Source organism: Arthrobacter sp. 10L424, from assembly GCF_056395325.1.
The window spans coordinates 125,548-145,140 of sequence record NZ_JBFTJH010000005.1; the positions used below are offsets into that span (position 1 = coordinate 125,548).

16 protein-coding genes are annotated in these 19,593 nt (G+C 62.7%); 1 reads left to right on the forward strand and 15 read right to left on the reverse strand.

The annotated features are described in order from the left end of the window. Nucleotides 1-17: 17 nt before the first annotated feature. The 14 genes from AC1DC5_RS11520 to AC1DC5_RS11585 form a co-directional block, all read right to left on the reverse strand. Nucleotides 18-821 carry an aldolase/citrate lyase family protein gene (locus AC1DC5_RS11520; RefSeq protein WP_476865198.1) on the reverse strand — a complete coding sequence of 268 codons (804 nt, stop codon included), beginning with the start codon at nt 819-821 and terminating at the stop codon, nt 18-20. After that, nucleotides 806-1,591 (reverse strand): 2-oxo-hept-4-ene-1,7-dioate hydratase, encoded by a 786-nt coding sequence (gene hpaH, locus AC1DC5_RS11525; RefSeq protein WP_476865199.1) that lies wholly within the window; start codon nt 1,589-1,591, stop codon nt 806-808. The genes AC1DC5_RS11520 and hpaH overlap by 16 nt, the downstream gene beginning before the upstream one ends. 201 nt (nt 1,592-1,792) lie before the next feature. Then, a complete protein-coding gene (locus tag AC1DC5_RS11530) occupies nt 1,793-2,602 on the reverse strand; it encodes an IclR family transcriptional regulator domain-containing protein (RefSeq protein ID WP_476865200.1) in 810 nt (269 codons plus the stop codon). A gap of 65 nt (nt 2,603-2,667) precedes the next feature. Then, nucleotides 2,668-3,540: an alpha/beta fold hydrolase gene (locus AC1DC5_RS11535; protein ID WP_476865201.1), complete on the reverse strand. Its 873-nt coding sequence runs from the start codon at nt 3,538-3,540 to the stop codon at nt 2,668-2,670. After that, a complete protein-coding gene (locus tag AC1DC5_RS11540; protein WP_476865202.1) occupies nt 3,533-4,519 on the reverse strand; it encodes a DODA-type extradiol aromatic ring-opening family dioxygenase in 987 nt (328 codons plus the stop codon). Before AC1DC5_RS11540 ends, AC1DC5_RS11535 begins: the two co-directional genes overlap by 8 nt. A gap of 13 nt (nt 4,520-4,532) precedes the next feature. Further along, nucleotides 4,533-6,143 carry a bifunctional 3-(3-hydroxy-phenyl)propionate/3-hydroxycinnamic acid hydroxylase gene (locus AC1DC5_RS11545; protein ID WP_476865203.1) on the reverse strand — a complete coding sequence of 537 codons (1,611 nt, stop codon included), beginning with the start codon at nt 6,141-6,143 and terminating at the stop codon, nt 4,533-4,535. Nucleotides 6,144-6,207: 64 nt separating this feature from the next. Continuing rightward, nucleotides 6,208-7,254, reverse strand: a complete 1,047-nt coding sequence (locus tag AC1DC5_RS11550) for an ABC transporter substrate-binding protein (RefSeq protein ID WP_476865204.1) — start codon at nt 7,252-7,254, stop codon at nt 6,208-6,210. 11 nt (nt 7,255-7,265) lie between these two features. Further along, on the reverse strand, nt 7,266-8,432 hold the full coding sequence (locus AC1DC5_RS11555) for an ABC transporter ATP-binding protein (protein WP_476865205.1): 1,167 nt from the start codon (nt 8,430-8,432) through the stop codon (nt 7,266-7,268). Continuing rightward, nucleotides 8,429-10,264, reverse strand: a complete 1,836-nt coding sequence (locus AC1DC5_RS11560; RefSeq protein ID WP_476865206.1) for an ABC transporter permease — start codon at nt 10,262-10,264, stop codon at nt 8,429-8,431. Before AC1DC5_RS11560 ends, AC1DC5_RS11555 begins: the two co-directional genes overlap by 4 nt. 621 nt (nt 10,265-10,885) lie before the next feature. Then, entirely contained in the window at nt 10,886-11,395 is a 510-nt protein-coding gene (locus tag AC1DC5_RS11565) for a flavin reductase family protein (RefSeq protein WP_476865207.1), read from the reverse strand. A 57-nt stretch (nt 11,396-11,452) separates the two neighbouring features. Next, the gene (locus tag AC1DC5_RS11570; protein ID WP_476865208.1) at nt 11,453-12,832 is read right to left on the reverse strand and encodes a GMC family oxidoreductase; all 1,380 of its coding nucleotides are present in this window, start codon (nt 12,830-12,832) and stop codon (nt 11,453-11,455) included. Nucleotides 12,833-12,913: 81 nt separating this feature from the next. Further along, complete coding sequence (locus AC1DC5_RS11575) at nt 12,914-14,089, reverse strand: ABC transporter ATP-binding protein (RefSeq protein WP_476865209.1); 1,176 nt, start codon at nt 14,087-14,089, stop codon at nt 12,914-12,916. Between the two features lie 18 nt (nt 14,090-14,107). Beyond that, nucleotides 14,108-15,943: an ABC transporter permease gene (locus AC1DC5_RS11580; protein ID WP_476865210.1), complete on the reverse strand. Its 1,836-nt coding sequence runs from the start codon at nt 15,941-15,943 to the stop codon at nt 14,108-14,110. Nucleotides 15,944-16,042: 99 nt separating this feature from the next. Then, nucleotides 16,043-17,275 (reverse strand): cytochrome P450, encoded by a 1,233-nt coding sequence (locus AC1DC5_RS11585; protein WP_476865211.1) that lies wholly within the window; start codon nt 17,273-17,275, stop codon nt 16,043-16,045. Between the two features lie 327 nt (nt 17,276-17,602). Here AC1DC5_RS11585 and AC1DC5_RS11590 point away from each other — a divergent pair, with 327 nt between their 5' ends. Then, the gene (locus tag AC1DC5_RS11590) at nt 17,603-18,193 is read left to right on the forward strand and encodes a PadR family transcriptional regulator (RefSeq protein ID WP_476865212.1); all 591 of its coding nucleotides are present in this window, start codon (nt 17,603-17,605) and stop codon (nt 18,191-18,193) included. Between the two features lie 95 nt (nt 18,194-18,288). Here the strand turns inward: AC1DC5_RS11590 and AC1DC5_RS11595 are convergent, their stop codons facing one another. Next, a complete protein-coding gene (locus AC1DC5_RS11595) occupies nt 18,289-19,545 on the reverse strand; it encodes an acyl-CoA dehydrogenase family protein (protein ID WP_476865213.1) in 1,257 nt (418 codons plus the stop codon). Nucleotides 19,546-19,593: the final 48 nt, after the last annotated feature.

Genomic DNA, 19,593 nt, shown 5'->3' on the forward strand with positions numbered 1-19,593 from the left:
GATCCTTAGGAAGTGGTCTAGTAGCTGGCCGGGGCGTCGCCGTCGGCGGATTGGACAAATTGCGTGGCCAGGGCCTCGGAGCCGCGCGCCAGGAGGGCGACGTCGGCGCCCACCAGGACAAACGCCGCACCGGCAGCCAGGTAGGCGCGGGCCGTTTCCGGGTTGAAGGCGTTCACCCCGGCCGGTTTGCCGGCCGCTGCGGCAGCGGCAAGGCAGTGTTCGACGGCGGCGCACACCGCCGGATGCTCCTGCTGTCCCAGCAGCCCCATGGAGGCGGCGAGGTCGGAGGGGCCCAGGAAGATCGCGTCCACGCCGTCCACCGCCAGGATCTCCGCCACCGCGGCAACCGCAGCTTCGGATTCGATCTGCACGGTGACGCAGATGGTTTCAGAAGCCCGGGCGAGGTAGTCGGGGACCCGGTTCCAGCGGGCCGCCCGGGCCAGGGCGGAGCCCACGCCGCGGACGCCCTGCGGCGGGTAGCGGGTGGCGGCCACTGCGGCTTCGGCTTCTGCCGCGGAGTTGACCATGGGGATCAGCAGGTTCTGCACGCCGAGGTCCAGGTACTGCTTGATCACCACGGTGTCGTTCACCGGCGGCCGGACCAGGGAGTGGACGGGGTAGCCGTGGGTGGCCTGGAGCTGGGCCAGGATGGATTCGAGCCCGTTGGGGCTGTGCTCGGCGTCGATCAGGAGCCAGTCCAGGCCGGCGCCGGCGCAGATTTCGGCGATCAGCGTGCTGCCGGAGCAGACCCACATCCCGGCAAGGGGCCGGTCCGCCTCCGCAAGGGCATCCCGGAAGGTGTGCTCTACTCGAAACGGCATGTCACGCTCCCCAGGGGCCCATAGTCCGCGTGGACGGTGTCGCCCTTGAAGACCCACATCGGGCGGGTGAAGGAACCGGCCAGGATGATGTCGCCGGCCTTCATCGCATCGCCGTGGGCGGCGATTTTGTTGGCCAGCCAGTGCACGCCGTTGGCCGGGTGGTCCAGGACCCCTGCGGCCACGCCGGTTTCCTCCACGGTCTGGTTCTTGTACAGAATGGCGGACACCCAGCGGAGGTCCACGGCGTCTGGCTTTACCGGGTTTCCGCCCACCACCATGGCGCCCATCGCGGCGTTGTCCGAGATGGTGTCCACGATGGTCCGGCCCTCCATCTCGATCCTGGAGTCCAGGATCTCCAGGGCCGGCACCACGTAGTCGGTGGCGTTCAGGACGTCGAAGATGGTGCAGCCGGGCCCGGACAGGTCCTTCTTCAACACGAACGCGAGCTCCACCTCCACCCGCGGATGGGTGTAGCGGTCCCACTCCACGGAGCAGCCGGTCTCGAGCACCATGTCATCGAAGATCGCGCCGTAATCCGGCTCGGTGATACCCGTGGCGGCCTGCATCGCCCTGGACGTGAGGCCAATCTTTCGGCCCACCAGCGTCCGGCCGGCGTCCTCGTTCCGGCGCCGCCAGAGGCGCTGCACGGCGTAGGAGTCCTCCACCGTCATGTCCGGGTACTGGGCCGTCAGCCGCGGCAGCGGGGTCCGGGTCCGGGCGGCCTCCACCAGCTCATCGGCGATTGACTCAATCGTCTTTTGGTCAAGCATGCGTCGCACTCCAGTCTTGAAGTCTGTTGTCGTACATCTGTGTGTCTTCTGTGCAGGCGCTATCGCCAAGCGCTCCTGGGACAGCAAAGGAACTCGGGCCGGTCAGGGCATGCCTGTAGGAGACGAGCGATCCTTGGGTCATAGCCGCCGGGGCCATCTAGGGCCGCGGCTGCCATGGCCGACTTTCGGCGTGACTGCCGTCTAAGAGAAGTTCGCTGCTGGTCCGTAGGAGGCGATGGCTTCGTCGATCTTGTTCCGGGCTTCGAGCAGGCGGGGAAGGAAATCCTCACGGAGGGTTTCCATGGATACACGAGCCGTGTGTACCGCCACGTTCATCCCGGCGATGACTTTTCCGTTGACGTCGTGGATGGGGGCGGCGATGGTGCGTACCCCGTCCTCGACTTCCTGATCAACCAGGCACCAGCCCTTGGACCGGACGTCGGAAAGGATTCCCATGAAGGTTCCCCGGTCGCGTCCGGCCCCGTCCAGGTCTCCGGCTTCCTCGCGCATGGTGAGGTAGGCGTCCAGGTCGGCTTCGGGCAGGTGTGCGAGGATGACCCGGCCCAAGGCGGTGGGCAGCGGGTCGATCCGGGTGCCCACCCTGACGTTGAAGGTCATCAGGCGTTTCTGCGTCGAGGCGCGGGCGATGTAATAGATCCGGTCTTCGTCGAAGACTCCGACGGAGCAGGCTTCCCGAAGTTCGGCGTTTAGCTCGTTGAGGAATGGCTCCACCACGGCAGGCAACTCGACGGAGGAAAGGTAGGCGTAGCCGATGTCCAGCACCCGGGGACGAAGCCGGAAGGCCCCGGCCTTGCTGCTGACATAGCCGAGTTTTTGCAGGGTCAGCAGGAGCCGTCGTGCGCTGGGCTTTGACAACCCTGTTTGCCGGGCGACGTCAGAGAGCGTCATCTCCTGGTGCTCGTCTGAGAAAGACCGCAGTACCGCCAGCCCTTTTTCGAGGGATTGGACGAAGTCGCCGTCACGTTGGATCGTCGGCGTGCTGATTTCCATACTGGCATTCTCCCCCAGTGCGGCCTCGTCACCGGCTTGGGCATGCCGCAGCTCTCCGCGAACTGTCATGGCGTCCGGCCCGCTCTTCCGTGGGCTGCCAAATAGCCCCGCACAACGGTGTTGAAGTCGGCTGCCCGCTCCACCTGGCTCCAGTGCCCGCATTGGGAGAACAAGTGCAGATCGGCGTTCGGGATGATGTTTGCTAGGTCCAGGCTGCGGCTGGCCGGAATCACGGCGTCTTCGCGGCCGTGGATCAGCAGCACTGGAACCTGCAGGCGGGCCAGGACGTCGAAGTCCAGTGGCAGCTGTTCCCTGTCATGGTCCCTGGCCATAATGACTTCTTTGAAGCGGGTCGAGGCCTGATCGGTTTTAGACGCCCGGTAGCGGGCCTGGACGAGCTCGTCGGTCACTAAGGAGTGGTCCACCACGAAGTCGGTGAGTGTGCGGCGGATTCCTTCGACGGTGATCTCGGGCGTGGCGTGGCTGGTGAGGGCCTTGGTGCGTTTTGCCCCTCCTGTTCCCATGGCGATGATGCCTGCGAGGCGTTCGGGGTGGTCGATGGCGAATTGGAAGGCTACCCACCCCCCGAGTGAGTTGCCGACGAGCCAGGTCTTCTCGATCCCGAGTGCGTCCAGGACCCGGACTGTGTGCTCAACCCAGGCCTTGATGCCGTAGACCGTTCCGTCGGGGACGAGGGTTTGGCCGAATCCGATGAGGTCGATGGCGATGGCACGGTTGTCCTGTCCGATATCGTCCAGGTTCAGCCACCAGTTTGCTGCGGCCGAAACCCCGGTGCCGGAGCCGTGCAGGAAGAGCAGCGGCGTCCCGGTGCCGGTCTCGTGGTAGTGGGTGATTTCCCCAGGGGCGGTGTCGAGCCACCGGTCTTCCAGGCCGAAGAAGGCGTCAGTGGCCGGTGGGATTCTGTGGAGTTCAGTCATGGGTGTTTCCTTCGGTGCTCGTCCGGGCCGAGGCTGCGCCGTTGGATTCGCTGGTATCGAATCCTGCGGCCAGGCCCATGCCGGTGACCCAGCGTGGAACCGGCTCATAGGCAACTGTTTCGACCGCTCCCTGCCAGGCGCCGAGTCCGGCGATCCAGGAGGCGACTTCGTGGGCGCCGTTGCCGGCGATTTCTTCCATCTTTTCGGCATCGATGGACAACAGGTCTTCGAGGGGCCCGTTGGCCAGGCGGTCCAGGAACCAGCGGTCCCAGTCCTCGTTGATTTTGCCCTCGTGGTGGTTGGCGATGCGCTGCGCGAGGTTCTCTTCGCGGGCTTTGTTGTATTCAATGACCTGGTCCCGGCCGTCGATGAGAAACTCACGGGTATCGTCGTCCGTTGCCTCGTCGTACGGTGACATGGGCCGCACCCAGTGGGACAGCCCACCGGAAGCGAGGACGAGGACATTCAGATCGCTATCCAGGCCACGGATGGCGTCGCCGACGGCGGATCCGAAGTCGTAGGAGCGGCGCATCGAGGGCCGGGGCGGGGCGCTGCAGTCGACCATGACCGGGACGACCGGGATATCCAGTCCCGGGATGAGCACTTCGTAGGGCTGGACGATGCCGTGATCGACGCCCATGCGCAGTGAGAACGCCGGGTCGAACCCTGCCTCGCGCACGGCTTCAATGATTTGCAGGCCGGCCCCGTTTTTGAAGGGCAACGGACCTTTGTATCCGCCGTAGTCGCCAAAGCTTTCAATTTCACCGGTGCCGATGCAGAAAGCCGGCATCAGGTCGAAGAAGAAGTTGCGGAAGTGGTCCGGCCCGAAGATGACGATCAGGTCGGGCTTGAGTTCTGCGACCTTTTCCTTCATCTGGCCGGCGGCGGCAGCGAATGCCGCGCCGGGTCCCTCGACCTCGAAGTTTCCATCCCAGAAGGGAGAGTGGGACATGGCGATGTAGCCAACGATGTTTGCCATTGCTGCTTTCCTTTTAGTTTCCGGTGCCGATGGATGTTCTGACGGGCAGGACTGCTGCGACGCGTCGTGTCATGGTGTTGGCGTGCCCGCGTTCACAGGCGGCGGCCAGGTACCGGTCCGGGCGGACGACAACGATCTCGCGGTCTTTGCGCCCGCGGGCCCAGTCCCGGAAGCCTCCAGCGACGTCGTCGAGCAGCACCGTGTCTTCGCTATGGGTATTGAGGTGTCCACCGGCGCGCGAGCGGTTGACCCGGATGAGCTTTGCGCCCAGCGATTTCCAGTAGGCGAGGGATTCGGAGTCGAGGTGGTCGGCCGGATCGGTGTTAATGCCGATGACAGCGAACCAGTCGCCGAGTGCCTGGTCGAGTTTGATGCGTTCGCCTGCGGACGTCTCGACATCGGGCTGGATGAACATTTTACCGATGGGCGCCTTGGGTGAAGCGTCCACGACGATGCCCTCCGCGTAGTAGGGCATCGGCTTGAATTTCATTTGGAGCAAATAGTCCCGGGTTGCCGGAACGTAACCCATGGCGCGCAACCCATAGCTGCGGACCTTCTCGCCGGCCTTGTTTTTGGGCCCGTAGACCTTCCCGAGGGTGGTGGCCAGCTCGACCAGTGCTTTGGCGTGGCCACGGCGTTCCTGCCCGTAACTCTCCAGAACGGCCGGTGTTGCGCCATGTGCAAGGACCGCGGCGAGTTTCCAGGAGATATTGGCTGCGTCGCGGATACCGGAATTCATTCCTTGGCCAAACCAAGGTGGCTGGAGGTGGGCGGCGTCTCCGGCGAGGAAAGCACGTCCGATGCCGAAGCGGTCCGCGACCCTGGAGTGGTGGGAGTAGACGCGGGCTCGGTCGACCCCGGGCATGGGTCCTGTCCAGTTGAAGTGGGTCCGGATGAGCTTCTCCACTTCTTCCGGACGGACCATCTGTTCGTCCGTTTCCTGGTCTGCGAGGCGGAATTCGAAGCGCCGGTAGCCGTAAGGCAGATCGATCGAGACGTAGGGCCGGTCGCTGCTGATGTAGTTTCCGGAGAACGGGGCGTGGTACGTAGAGTCTTTCAGGTCCACCACAAGCCACCGGGCAGGCAGGGTGGTGCCGTCCAGGACCGCACCGGTGAGCTTGCGGACGGTGCTGCGTCCGCCGTCTGCGCCCACGACGTAGTCGGCTTCGATGACGGTCTCGGTCCCGTCAGCCGCGCGGATGGTGGCGGTGACGCCCTGCTCGTCCTGGGTCAGGTTGACCAGTTCCTGGCCCATCCGCATCTCAACGTGTTCGAAGCGGTCCAGCCCGGCGCGGAGTCGTTTTTCCAGGAGCGGCTGGAGGAAGGAATTGCGGCGGGGCCAGCCGTACGGTTGGCCGGAGGGGGCGATTTCGGCGAGTTTGGTTCCGTTGGAGTCAAACCAGATGAGGGCTTGGTTCTGAATCATGTCGGCATGGACCTGCTGCCCCAGGCCGCAGGCTTGGAACACGCGCAGCGACTCGTCGTCCACTCCGACGCCTCGGGGGTAGTCGATGATGTCGGGAGCCTGGTCAATGATGAGCGTGCGGATGCCGTAGACGCCAAGGAGATTGGCGATGGTGTCGCCGCAGGGGCCTGCCCCGACGATGAGTACCTGGGTTTTCACTATGTTCCTTCGGAAGTATGGGATGCCCGCAGGGCAGAGGGGGGACTGCCCTGCGGGACGCTTGTTAGAACTTGGCGTTCAGCAGGTCCAGCGTGGCGCGGTACTTTTCCGCGCCCGGGTAATCGATCTCTGCGGATTTGCCCAGTTTGTCGGCACCTTCCGGAAGGGGCGCCTGCGGCATGGTGCCGAACTCGTAGACGTTCTTGGCAATGGAAGCCTGGCCTTCGGCGCTAAACATCCAGGCCACCAGAAGCCGTGCTGCGTTGGGGTGTTTGCTTCCGCTAAGGAGCCCGTAGGCGACGTCGGAGTAGTAGGCACCGTCCTTCATGGTGGCGAATCCGACCGGGGCGCCCTGCTTGGCCTGTCGCATGTAGCTGCCGTAACCGGCGACCAGGGAGAGTTTACTTTCGCCCGTAACGACGGCCTGCAGCGCGGTGGCCACCGACGGGTAGACCGCCGGAGCCATATCCTTCTTCAAGGTATCGAGCCAGGCTTCATCGATCGCTCCGGCTTCCAGCGCGGCCGAGAAAACCTGTGGGGTGACGCCACTCTGCTTGGGGTTGGCCACGCCCAGCGCGCCCTTCCACTTCGGATCAATCAGTTCGGCCCATGTGGTCGGGACCTGCTCGGCGGTGAGGGTCTTGGTGTTGTAGGCCGTCGCGTACAGGTGTCGGGAGGCCACGGACCACTGGTCGTCGGTCCCCCGGAATTTTGCGTCCAGGGCATCCGCCTCCACGGGCTTGTAGGGGGCGAGGTATTCCTTTGTCGCATAGCGGCCCATGTCGGAGACGCCGATGTGAACAAGGTCCGCGGCGAAGCCGCCTGCCACCTGCTCGCCCTCGAGGCGGGCATCAAGTTCTTGGCCGAAGATGTCCGCTGTGGTGATGTTGATGCCCGGGTAGGTTTTGGTGAAATCGTCGTAGACGGCCTTGTAGAGGTCTTCGGTGGGGCCGTAGATCTGCAGTGCGCCTTCGGTCTTGGCCGCCTCATACAGGCCGGTCATCGTGGTGGGCGCGGACGATCCAGACGCCTCAGGGGCGTCGGTGCCGCAGGCTGTCAGGGCGAGCAGGGAGCCTACGGCCAAAGCCGCGGCTGTCTTCTTGAATCGCATGGTGCGTGTCCTTAGTGGTTTGCGGTGAGTTGGGGTGCCGGCGCGGACTGTGCGGCGGATGCCGATTGGCCTTGGCCGCCCTTTCGGGTGCCTTCGACGATGACGACGGTTCCGACGGGTGGCTGGGCCAGCGCTTGTTGCCCGACGTGGATGTCCTGTGCGTAGCCGGGCCGGACGCGGGCCACGAGGTCCACTCCCCCGCTGGTGATAACGACCTCGACGTCGTCGCCGAGGTGGGCTTTGGAGGTGACGGTGCCCGCGACCGTGTTTTCGGGGACCGGTCCGCCGTTGTGCGGGTGCACCCGGACCAGACGTGACCGGATGGCTGCGGTAACCTGCTGGCCGGCCGTGACGGGTGTCGTGGTCGCTGCGCTGAGGTAGTTGCCGCGGCCGATTTCGATCGTGGCGAGCGTGCTGCCCGACTCGGTGACTGTGGCAGTGAAGAAGTTGTCGAAGCCCACGAATTCGGCAACGAATGCTGTCTTCGGGCCTACGAAGACATCCCGGGGAGCGCCCTCCTGAACGATTCGGCCGTCCTGCAGCACCAGAACCCGGTCGGCGAGTCCGCCGGCGTCTTCCTTGTCGTGGGTGACGTAAATTGCGGTGGCGCCGATGTGTTGCTGGATGCGGCGGATTTCGCGGCGCATCTGGGCACGAAGGTTGGTGTCCAGACTGGAGAGCGGTTCATCGAGGAGCAGAAGACGGGGCCGGGCGACGACTGCGCGGGCGAGGGCAACGCGCTGCTGCTGGCCTCCGGAGAGGGTTCCGGGGTAGGAACTCCTGTGTTCCCAGAGGTCCACCATCATCAGGGCTTCCTGCACCCTGTCCTGGATCTCGGCACGGCCCACTTTGGCGCGCTTGAGCGGATAGGCGACGTTGTCGAACACGCTCTTATGCGGCCAAAGCGCGAAGCTCTGGAAGACCATGCCGAGTTGGCGCTGCTCGGGGGTCCGGTTGATGCCTGCGGACCGGTCGAAGACCGTGTCGATGCCGAAGCTGATGGAACCGCCCTCGGGGGTTTCCAGTCCCGCGACGGACCGCAGGAGCGTGGATTTTCCGCAGCCGGAGGGCCCGAGCAGGCAGACGAATTCGCCGTCTTCCACCGTGAGGTTGACATGGTCCAGGACGGTGCGCCCGCCGAAGGACTTATGCAGTCCTTGGATGCTGATTCCGGTCATTTGGAGGCTCCTTTGGGAAGTGCTGGTGAGGTGCTGTCCTGGCGTCCCAGGCTTTTGCGCAGGGCCTTGTTGGCCAGAAAACGGAGGATGAGGATGATGAGGGTCCCGGCCAGTGCCAGCCCGATCATCGCCGCTGTGAAGATGACGTACAGGGCCGAGGCGAGGACGGTTTCGCCGCTGTTGTGGTAGCCGAAGCTGATGGTGGAAATCATTTCGGTTTTGGTGCTGCCCAGAAGGACAGGGACGTCGAGGATGCCGGACATCGTGATGGCGACCAGGAACCATGCCGCGATCAGGCTCGGCGTCATCAGACGCACGGTAACTGTTCCCACGGCCCGCAGGAAGGTGTCCCCGGATACGCGCGCCGCTTCTTCCATATCCACTCCGATCTGGGCGAGGGCCCCTTCGATAGTTCGGGTGGCGAGTGGAACTGTGGCTACGGCCAGACCGAGAATGAGTACCCATACTGTCCCGTACAGGCTGCGGCCGCCCGGGGTGGTCAGTACCGACCACAGGAAGGCCAGGCCGAGCACCAGGCCCGGCATGGCGGCCGGGACCCAAGAGGCGAGCTGGATGTAGCGGCCCAGTACTCCCCTCATGCGCACGAAGGCGTAGCTGACCACGAAGGCGAGTATCACGGTGAGCAGCCCGCCCAGGACTGAGACGATGATTGTGGTCTTCAGTGCCTGCATGACGTTTGGAGTGTTCAGGAGTTGCTCGATGTTGTGTGTCGACAGCTCCGGGGAACCGAGGTAGGGCTGGAAAGCGCTGAGGAATACCTGGAGGACGGGCAGGACCAGGGCGATGAAGAAGTAGAGCAGCATCGCCGCTATCACGAGACCGGTCCACTTCCCCGGAGTACGCAGTCCGGTGTCTTTCGAACGTCCACCCACCGAGGTGTAGGTCTTCCCGCCCCCGGTGAGTTTCAGCTGCATCAGGACCAGCACCGCAAGGATGACGACGATGACCAGTGAGGATGCGGAGGCGGCCGGGTAATCAGCTTCGAATCCGCCCCGCAGGTAGTCGTAGATGTGGGTGGCGTAGACGGTAATGCCGGCCGGCAGGCCGAGCACAGCCGGTGTTTCGAACGCTTCCAGGCCCTTCACGAAGACAAAGAGGCTGGCGGCCATCAAAGCCGGAAGCAACGCGGGAAGTTCAATACCGAAATATGCCCGCAGCCGGCCCGCGCCGCTGATGCGGGCGGCCTCTTCCAACGCCGCGTTCTGGTTACGGAACGCGCCCAAAATAATAAGATAGGCCAGTGCCGCGGCCTTGAACACTGTCACGATGATCAGGCCGAACCAGCTGCGGGTATTGAAGACGGCGGCCAAAGCATCCAATCCGATGGCGTCCAGGAATTTGTTGATCAGCCCTGACTCGCCTGCCCCGAGCATTGCCCAACTGAGTGCATAAAGCACCGTCGGCATGGCCACAAGGATGACCATGACCGGGGTGATCCAGCGCCGGAAGGCGACATCCATCCGGGTTGTCACCGTTGCGAAGAACACGGCAACGGCCATGGACAGCACTGTGATGGCGATGGAGTAAAGCATCGTCGCGCCCAGGGCGGCGTAGGTGTCGGGGTCGGAGAAGACCTTCTCAAAACCTGAAGTCGTCCATCGCTGGTTTTTTGCCAACGGCGATGACTTGAAGGCCCCAAAGATCAGCATGGCAAGCGGCCAGACGAACAGCCACGTGAAGACGAGGAGGCCGGCTCCCTTCACCAGGACGCCAAGAACTTTCTTTCCCCCAAGCCGGCGGTCGGTGCTCGGCGCATGCCGGGCACGGTTGCCAGTATCACTGCCCGGCGGCTTCTTTGCCACTACCGTCATTGGATCCTCCTGAGGATGTCTTCACTCCGTTGTGTACGCATACCGTACGATCATTACGCATTTCGTACGACACTTGTGCCAGATTAGTGACAGCGGACACAGCTTGTCAATGTTCTGGACGGCCCGTGACAGCAGGGCTTAACGTTGTCCCTGTTCAGATCAATGGACAGGGAAATAAATGAACTCAGCGGCGAGTGGATGCCTGACGCGCGAACGTACAGGCATTAGAGCGGCCAGGGATGGAACCGAGCCGCATTCGTCAATTGGCCGGAGGTCGCCAATGACGACCAATACGGACGCCCTCCCCCAGGCGAACGATGGCCCGAGGCGATGGTGCGGACGCCATGGACAAAGATCCTGGGCGTAAGAATGAATCGCCATTTGAAAATTGGCATGCCAGCAGCGCAATAACGAGGACGCTTCCGGAGAAGAGGACTGTCACGATGATGGCCTGTGAGTTTTCAGGCAGAAGCCAATAGCCGGCCTTGCGTAGAACCGTATGCGAGCTTCCACTGCCGATCGCGCCGCTGTACAGCACTGAGACTCCCTGCGGCATACGCCGATGGCAGCATCAGTTGCTGAGGGCTACCAGCGGAGGCGTAGCGATTGGTGATTCGAGGTCTACACCCAGGGCGCAAAGGTCCGCCGCAAGTAACCCAGAGGGGCTTGCTCCGTATGTGAAGCCTGGCGCACGTGCCCAATAATGATGGTGTGATCACCCGCGACGATCGCCTGCTCGACTTCGCAGTCAGCCATTGCAACCGCGTCGTCCACCAGCAGCGGGTTTCCCAACAGGCCGGTTCTCATGCCGAATTCGGAGCACAGCGCGGTATCCCGCCTGGCGAAGGCCAATGCAGCCCGCGAGCTGCTGCCCGCCAAGATGTTGACCCCGAAGGATCCTCGCCGCAGGACGGGGTCGATGGCGCGGGAACCATCGGCGAGACTGACCATGATCAGCGGCGGATCCATGGAGATCGAGGCAAAGGCATTGACTGTCATGCCCCCCTGCCCAAGTTCGGGGTCGCTCCAGGTGACCACTGTTACTCCGGTGGGAAAGCTCCCGACGAAGGATTTGAACGACTCAGGGTTGACTTCCACTGCCGTGGCCAACTGTGCGAATTCGATGCTCAAGACTGCTCCTTCTTCGAAAGCCTACTATCGCAGTATTGCACTAGTTGAGAGTTTTGCCTACCCCTGCAAGGCCGATCGCTCCTCGATGATCAGCTGAGCCATCCGACTGCCAATCACAACATCGGTGAGCAATGGGGCGGCCCTCACCAGAGTCGGTGAAATTGAAGAATCGGCGACCCGCAGTCCTTGGGCCCCGAAAATCTTTCCCCCGCCATCCACAACGGCAGCAGGGTCTCCGGGCTGACCCATACGACAACTTCCGGCATAGTCGTCCATGGGTTCCACTACCGATTTGAGCCAGTTCTCCAGCTCAGTCTCCCTTCGATTCAAGACCCACGGCTCCCCGTTGATGTCATGCGCCGCGTGAAGGTGTCGGGCAAGGCTCGGCCGAGCTGCCAGGTCGCAGAGATGCCGGTAGAGCAGCCGGAAACGGTAGCCATCCAACGAATTTGAGAGTGCTTGGGCCTCCACCAGCGGGGCCGCTCCGGGATCGGGTCCGGAGACCAAAACACTACCGCGTGAAAACACTTGGGCAAGGGCACCGACCAGGCCGCCATCTCGTGCGTTTGACCCATTCGTTGTCCAGGCCATGAGGTCCCCGCTTGAGGTTCCCTCCAGACCCGTGTTCCAGCGAGCCAGCATTCCACCGTTGAAGCCGGCCGTCACCGGCGTATCAAAGGCATTGAGCATGCGTAATTGGGGATGAGCCTGCAGCCCTTGTCCTACGGGCAGGTCAAGCAGCGGCTTGATGCCTACAGAGCGCAGAAGCTCGGTGGAGCCAATGCCGGAACGTTGAAGAATGCTCGGGGAAGCGATTCCTCCGGCGCACAACAAGATTTCGGTAGCGTCAATTTCCAGCCACGTCGAATCACTGCGAATCCGCAGTCCGATCGCACGGTCACCCTGCCACAGAACTCGATCAACCTCGTCGATGCGCCTGACTTCGACATTGGCCGCGGCGTTAAGGGCCCTCAGCATGGAAACAGTCGGTCCTGCCGGCCCGTCCTCCTCCACTGACCACGCCAGCGGGGAGACGCCAAGGGCCCCCGGCTCATTGTGGTCCGGCGCCCAGGGGTGGCCCTGTTCCAGCGCGGCGACGCGAAACCCTTGATCAAGGGCGGTCCATCGTGCTTCGGGGCTCCGTCCGAGCCGCTGCATGCCTTCGCTGCCGTGATAGCGCAACGACCCGAAGTCGTCGTCGGTCTCGACGCGCTTGAAATGGGGAAGCACCGCTTCCGGTGCCCACCCGCTGGCGCCTAAGGCCCTCCATTCGTCAAACTCAAGCACGTGTGGCCGCACCGCGGCTGACGGCAGCGTGGCGGATTCCCCCAGCTCCAACAACAGGATTGCGAGGTCACTTCGTGCAGATAAACCCGTGGCAAGTGCCACGCCGGCCGGGGTCGCCCCCACCACAACATAGTCCCAGATCCGTTCCACCGGCACTCCTTCGATGTCCCCCGTTGGTAACACCACAGGGGCGGCCCGTCATGGGCCGCCCCTGTGTTGCAAGCCTCTGGCCTAGCGTTCGAAGACGTGGACCTTTTCGGGAGAAACACTTATCCATGCCTCCGACGCGTGTTCCTGTTCTTGTCCGTGCCACACGCGGTAAACCTTATGGTTGTGGGTCAGCACCTGCTCGGCATGGCTGCCGGAGAAAAGTTCCATGCGGAACGTGGCCTTAAGGGAATTGACGGCATCAGAGCGCTCGGGCGTCAAGTAACCGTGCTCGGGACGGAAGATCGCCACCACCTCGTCACCCGGAGCAAAGCCGCCATGAGGACGCTCACTGCGGATCACACCCAGCGGGGTTTCAATGTCCACGCCTGTGCCGTCCACGGAGACAACAGTGCCCTCAAGTTCATTGGTGGAACCGATGAACGTTGCAACATAACGGGAGGCGGGATTCTGGTAGACCTCGCGGGGTGAGGCGACTTGGGCCACCTTCCCCCTCTCCAGCACCGCGATCTTGGTGCCCAGCTCCATGGCATCTTCCTGGTCATGTGTGACATAGACAGCAGCGAAGCCAAAGCGGTTCTGGAGTGCGGTGAGTTCGATGCGCAGGTCCTTACGGACCTTGGCGTCAACATTGGAAAGCGGCTCGTCAAAGAGGACAAGGGCATCGCCGCTTACCAACGCACGGGCGAGTGCCACACGCTGCTGCTGGCCGCCACTGATGTGGTTGGGGAACTGGCCGATGATCTCGTCAATGCCAACCAGCTTGGCGATCCGATGAACGTCTTCGGTAATTTGGGCTTTGTGGACCTTACGGTTCCGCAGGGGGTAGGCAATGTTGTCGAACACGGACATGTTCGGCCACAACGCATAGGACTGGAAAACCATGCTGAGCGTTCGCTGCTGCGCCGAGAGTTCAATCCGGTCCACCGAGCTGTAGACGGTCTTGCCGTCGATCTCAATGTGTCCCGCGTCGGGCTGCTCCAGGCCGGCGATGCAGCGCAGCAGAGTGGTTTTGCCGCAACCGCTGGGGCCAAGCAACACCAGGAACTCGCCGGACCGCACGGACAGGCTCACGCCATCGACGGCGGGGACCATAGTTCCGTTGGCCCGCTCAAAGAACTTTGAGACGTTGGTGATCGTCAGGACTTCACGGGGTTGGGTGGGTGCTGGCACGGCGGGAGTGGATTCCGGGGCCTCGTGGATCTTTGTCTTCAAGGCTGCCATCTGGGGGGTTGACATGTGATTCTCCGAGTTCTTCTAGCGCAGATTGACAGGACGACGACGGCGGTTTGGTTTGGGCGCCTGGGTCCACCTGGAGGACCATCGCCCGAACCAGACGGCGGCCAGGACTGTGACGGTCGAGACAACGGCGAGGATCGAGGCCAGGACTGACAGATCGGTGTAGGAGCCATAGCGGCTCAGTTCCAGCATTTGGAAACCGATCACCGGGTTGTTGGCGCCGGCAAGGAGCGAGGAAGCTGTGAGGTCAGAGAGGACCCTGACGAACACCAGGGCCCAAGCACCCACCAGCGCAGGAATCATGAGCGGCAGGATGACCTTAATAAAGGTCTTGCTCTCGGAGGCCCCCGAAATGCGCGAGGACTCGGTGAGCTCCCCGCCTACGCCGGCTACGGCTGCATCCGCGGAGATCGATGCATTGGGCAGGCACAGCGCGCAATATGCAAGCAGCAACAGGAACGTAGTTCCGCTGAGGTAGAACGGCGGACCGGTGAAGAGCAACACCATGCCCACCACAATCACCAGGGCGCCGAGGGTCGCCGGCAGTTTGATGCCGACGTCGATCACGCGTCCAAACACCCGGCCGGATCGAGCTACGAAGAGCGAGACCAGTGCGGCCACCACCACCACGATGGTGGCTGCCACGACGCCCAGCGTGAAGCTGTTGGCCAAGCCCTTCATTGCGTAGGGATCAGTGAAGATCTTTTCGAAATGCTGGAAGCCGAAGGAAGCCCAGTCCACGTTCTGCCGCCACGAACCCGTCAGGGCCACGGTCAGCAGCGCCAGGCACGGTAGCACCGTGGTCACGCCAACGTAGGCGATCATGCCGCCGCGTGCCACGACGCGCCACTTGCCGAGGCGCATCGGGGTGGAGCGCGAACCCTTGCCGCCTACGGTAGCGAATTTGTTGGAGCGCAGGATTTTGGACTGCAGCAACCAAGCACCCAGCACCACCACAGAGATGATGAGGGACAGGCCAACAGCCACACCTTGCTTGGGCGGGTAGGAGAATACCAGCAGGTTGACGATGCGCTGGGACAGCATGGAAATGTCAGCGCCCGTGCCGATCATCGACGGGATGTCCACCGTGGCGAACGCGACCCAGACCCAGAGCAGCGCGCCGGCCGCGACGGCCGGCAGAATCGCGGGAAGGGTGACCTTGAAGAGAGTGCGCATGGTGCTCGCACCCGTGACGCGGCTCTGTTCCTCAAGGTTGGCGTCGAGTACCCGCAGCGCCGGGGCGATCATCATGTAGGTGAAGGCCACGCCGTAGACGGTGAAGACCAGGATCAGCCCGCCCCAGCTATAGATGTCCATGAGTGGGGAGGCGTCCGGCACTCCGAAGAACTCCATCAGCTTGATCCACGCACCGTTGATGTAGCCGCCCGTAGGTGCGAGCAAAAGGATCCATCCCACCGAACCCGCTACCGGGGGCAGCAGGAAAGGGATCATGGGCAACAAGTCTGAGAAGAGGCCCATTCGCGCGTCGGTGCGTTCATTCAGCCACGCGAGGGTACCGCCAATCAGCACTGCGAACACTGTGCTGGCGAGCACCACAATCAGGGTGCTGCCCACCAGCTTGAGGATGTCCTGCTCGAGCGTCTCCTGCAACGGAGCCAGCGTGAGCTGTCCGTTCACGATGAAGAGCCGCATCAATACAGTGCACAGTGGCACTACGGTGAGGGCGATGAAGCCCACGGCCACTACCAGGGAAATGATGTTGAACGGCGAGATTTTCTTGCCGCCGGATTTCCGGCCCTTTCTCCCACGCCAGTTATTGGGCGCTTGACCGTTGCTTTCCGGTTCGCCTGGCGGTGGCGCCTTGTCCTCACGGACACTAATTGTGGAAGTCACAGCTGACATCCGCCTTTCAAGTATCGACCGCTTCGCGGACTAGGTTGCCCTGTGCAGTGTGTTCGGCCTGCCCTATGGTCCAGGGCCCAGACTTTCACGTCAGCTCACCGTGGCCAGATTGTCGGAAGCGGATGCCGAAATTCCCGGCGCCGCAATATCGACGTGGATATGCCGTGAGGCTCGGAATGGCCAGTGCTCCCGTTCGATCTCGGTGTTGAGACGAAGATCGCCGGTTCCCATGATGACGGACTCCATGGCAGCGAGCACCACAGCGCGTGCGATGGTCTTTCCGGGGCAAGCATGGAGTCCGGCGCCAAATGTCAGGTGTGGGTTCGGGGAGCGCCCGATGCGGAATTCGTCGGGATTCTCGAACACCTCCGGATCCCGGTTCGCGGCGGGAAAGACCAGCGCGATCGGTTCTTTGTCCTTGAACTGCTTCCCCTTGTACTCGAAATCGCCGGCCGAAGTGCGTGCGAAGCCCAACTGCGGCATGTCCAGGCGCAGGAATTCCTCGAGGGACTGGGCGATCAGTTCGGGGTTGCGGCGCAGCTTGTCTTGGAGCTCGGTGTCCTCGACCAGGCGCGTAAGCATATTGCCCACGCTGTGGGAGGTGGCGAGCCAAACGATGACGAACGGCTGGCGGACGGCTCCGAGGAGCTTTTCTTCATCCAGCGGGCGTCCGTGTGGTCGGGCTTGAAGTAATGCGGTGGTCAGATCGGTTTCCGGATCACGAGGATTGACCTTGCGGTCCTCCACGAGGTCAACCACCACCTTCATCATGGAAGCGTGCGCCTCGGAAACTTCGCCCTGCTCGCGTTTCTGTCCGCCCGCGAAGTACTGGTAGAGCCAGCGGTCCAAATCCCGCGGGTCCACATTTTCCATGCCATAGAAGCGGGTCAGGGTATAGGCCATAAGTGGCCCCGCGTAGTCGCGTTCGAGATCGCCTTGCCCGCTGGCAACCAGCTGGGCCACGAGTTCCTCGGCATAAGCCCGGATCTCCGGCGCAATGCGCTCGCCCAGGGGTCCGTTGAAAACCGGCAGCATTGCCTCGCGGAAATCGGTGTGCTCCGGTTGGTCAGCGTGCATCAACGGCCGTGTCTTGCCAGCCATTCCGCCCGGGACAATGTGCGTGACGGAATTGACGAATTGTTTGTGGTTCTTGGCGATTGCCACCACATCGGAACGCTTGGTCACAGCCCAGAATCCTCCCCAGCGGTCGGAACGGGCAATGGGAGCCTCGTCGCGCAGTTTGTGGAGGACGCTGTGGGGATCCTGGATGAATTCGGGAGACATGGGGTCGAAGTCCACCATGTTGTCTAGCTGATCGCTCATGCTCACGCCTTTGTTTGCATTGTGATGTGAAACACGTATGACACTAACGCACAAGTGCATCTCTTACAAGGGATATGCCCGCATTGATCTTTTGCACGCGAATTGTTAAGCCTGCGACGCCTGTACGCAGGGAAACCAGCAGGGTATGTTGAGTTTCAACGGCTCCACGTTCGCAGGACGCGGCGTACCAAGCGGAGCATTAGCACCGCATCACCGGCGCCACTTGGGGCAGGGACTGGCTGACGCTGCGTTAATGAAGAATAAACTAGTTCACTTGTGGGATGCTGGGGCGAACTTAACCTTGGTCAAATTTGAGAAGGTACATCGATGTCACTTCCCGCCGAGTCCCGGCGTCCCAGCGTCCTGGGTCACGCTATTCTGCAGCTGCTCACAAGGAATGCGGCCAGCGGATACGACCTGAAGAAGAGGTTCTTTACTTCGGTCGGCCATGGATGGCACGCCTACGACACGCAGATCTATCGCGAGCTCAAGTCGCTGGAAGCGGCCGGCTTTGTCAGCGGTAAGGTGGCTCAGGGCCGCTCCGGCCCCCAGCGCAGGCTCTACACGATTACCGAGGATGGCCGCGAATCCCTCAGCGAGTGGTTGACCTCGGACCTGGACCTGACCAAGATCAAGGACGAGTTGAGCCTGAGGGTCTGGACGGCGGACCTGTTTCCTCCCGGCACCTTCGAAGAATTCATAATCCAGGCTCGCGAGCAATGGCAGAAGTCCTTGGAACACCAGCGGACGTCCTTGCGGGTGCTCAAGGAGGAGTACGGCGCGCCGGATGGTTGGGCGCCCGATGAAGTGTTCGGCCGCCAACTTGCCATCGACAACATCATTGCCGTCACGGAAGCGAAGATCGCGTGGGCGGACCGCACGCTGAAGGTGATCAGCGCCCGCAACAAAGCCCAATAACACTCAAAGAACGTGAAATGAAGGAGCCGATCGGCGGCTGTGCCACCGATCGGCTCCTTCGTTTCTGCAGAGCTGCCCTGCTTGGCTACGCCCGGTTATTTGCCGGCAGCCGCCGCACCCGGACCCGGCTTGCCCGCGCCGGGACCGCCCAGGGCCTCGAGCCCTGCAACGGCTCGACCGTAGGAGACCGCGGCGAGGTCCCAGGTGAAAGCTACATGCTGCGAGGCCGCATTGACGTCGCGCCACCACCGCTGCATGTCGCCGGAAAGGTACACGCCGCTGCCACCACTTGCCTGATACAGCGTGTTGACGGCTTCCCTGCACTGCTGGATGGCGAAGGCAAGGTTCCTGGACCGTGTTGACTTTTCCAACCTGGTGAACGTGGTGCCGGGGAGGGCGTCGTCGGCTGTGGCAGCGTCGCGCAGCAGGAGCGCGCGGGCGGCATCGATCTTGGCTCCCGCTTCCGCGATGCGGGCGAACACCGTGGCATTGCCCGCTTGGACGGTGGCAGGAAGGGCAGCCACCCGTGCGGTGGTGGCGGCAATAAATGCATTTAAGGCACCCACTGCCGCGCCGATCGGCGCGCCGGCGAGGGACAACGGCCACACGGTGTCATAGGGCAATGTGTAGTGACCTGCCTCGTGGAGCGCTGCCCCTGGCGCCCTGCCGGCACCAAGATCGCTGAATCGCACGGCTCGGTGCTCCGGGATGAAGGCATCCTTGACCACCAGGGACTTGCTTCCAGTACCCTTCAACCCCACGGCATGCCAGTCATCGATGATCTCGATGTCGCTGGCGGGAATCAGGAAGTACCAGGCCTCCGCCGTGCCATCATTCTCGGTGACTTGGCCTCCCACCAGCACCCAGTTCGAATGGTCAATGCCGCTGCAGAATTTTCCGGTCCCGCCTTGCCAACGGAACCCACCGTCCACACGTTGAGGAGCCTGGCCTCCGAGCCGGATGAGTGAAGCAATCAAGGAGCGTGGATCCTCAAAAACTTCTTCCTGCGCCTTTTCCGGGAAGAGGGAGGCAAGCCACGTATGACCAGCAAGCACCCCATATACCCAGCCAGTGGAGGTGCAGGCGGAGGCCAACTCTGTCTGGACTTCCAACATGGTGCCAAAGCCCAGTTCGGAGCCGCCCCAGCGACGGGGGGTTACCACCCCAAAGAGCCCTGAGTCCAGGATTTCGGCAATGCTCTGCTCAGGGACTGAGCGAAGTTCCTCCGTTGCTTGGGCTCGCTGCGCGATGCTGGCCCCCAGCACCCGGGCAACCTCCAAGGCTGCCTCACGGGTGTCCAGGACCTGCGGGAGTGGCCGGATCACCTCCGGGGCTTGTACTTCCGTCGTCATTTACTTGCCTTTCATAGGTACAAAAGTCGTGATGCGCTGAGCCGTGCC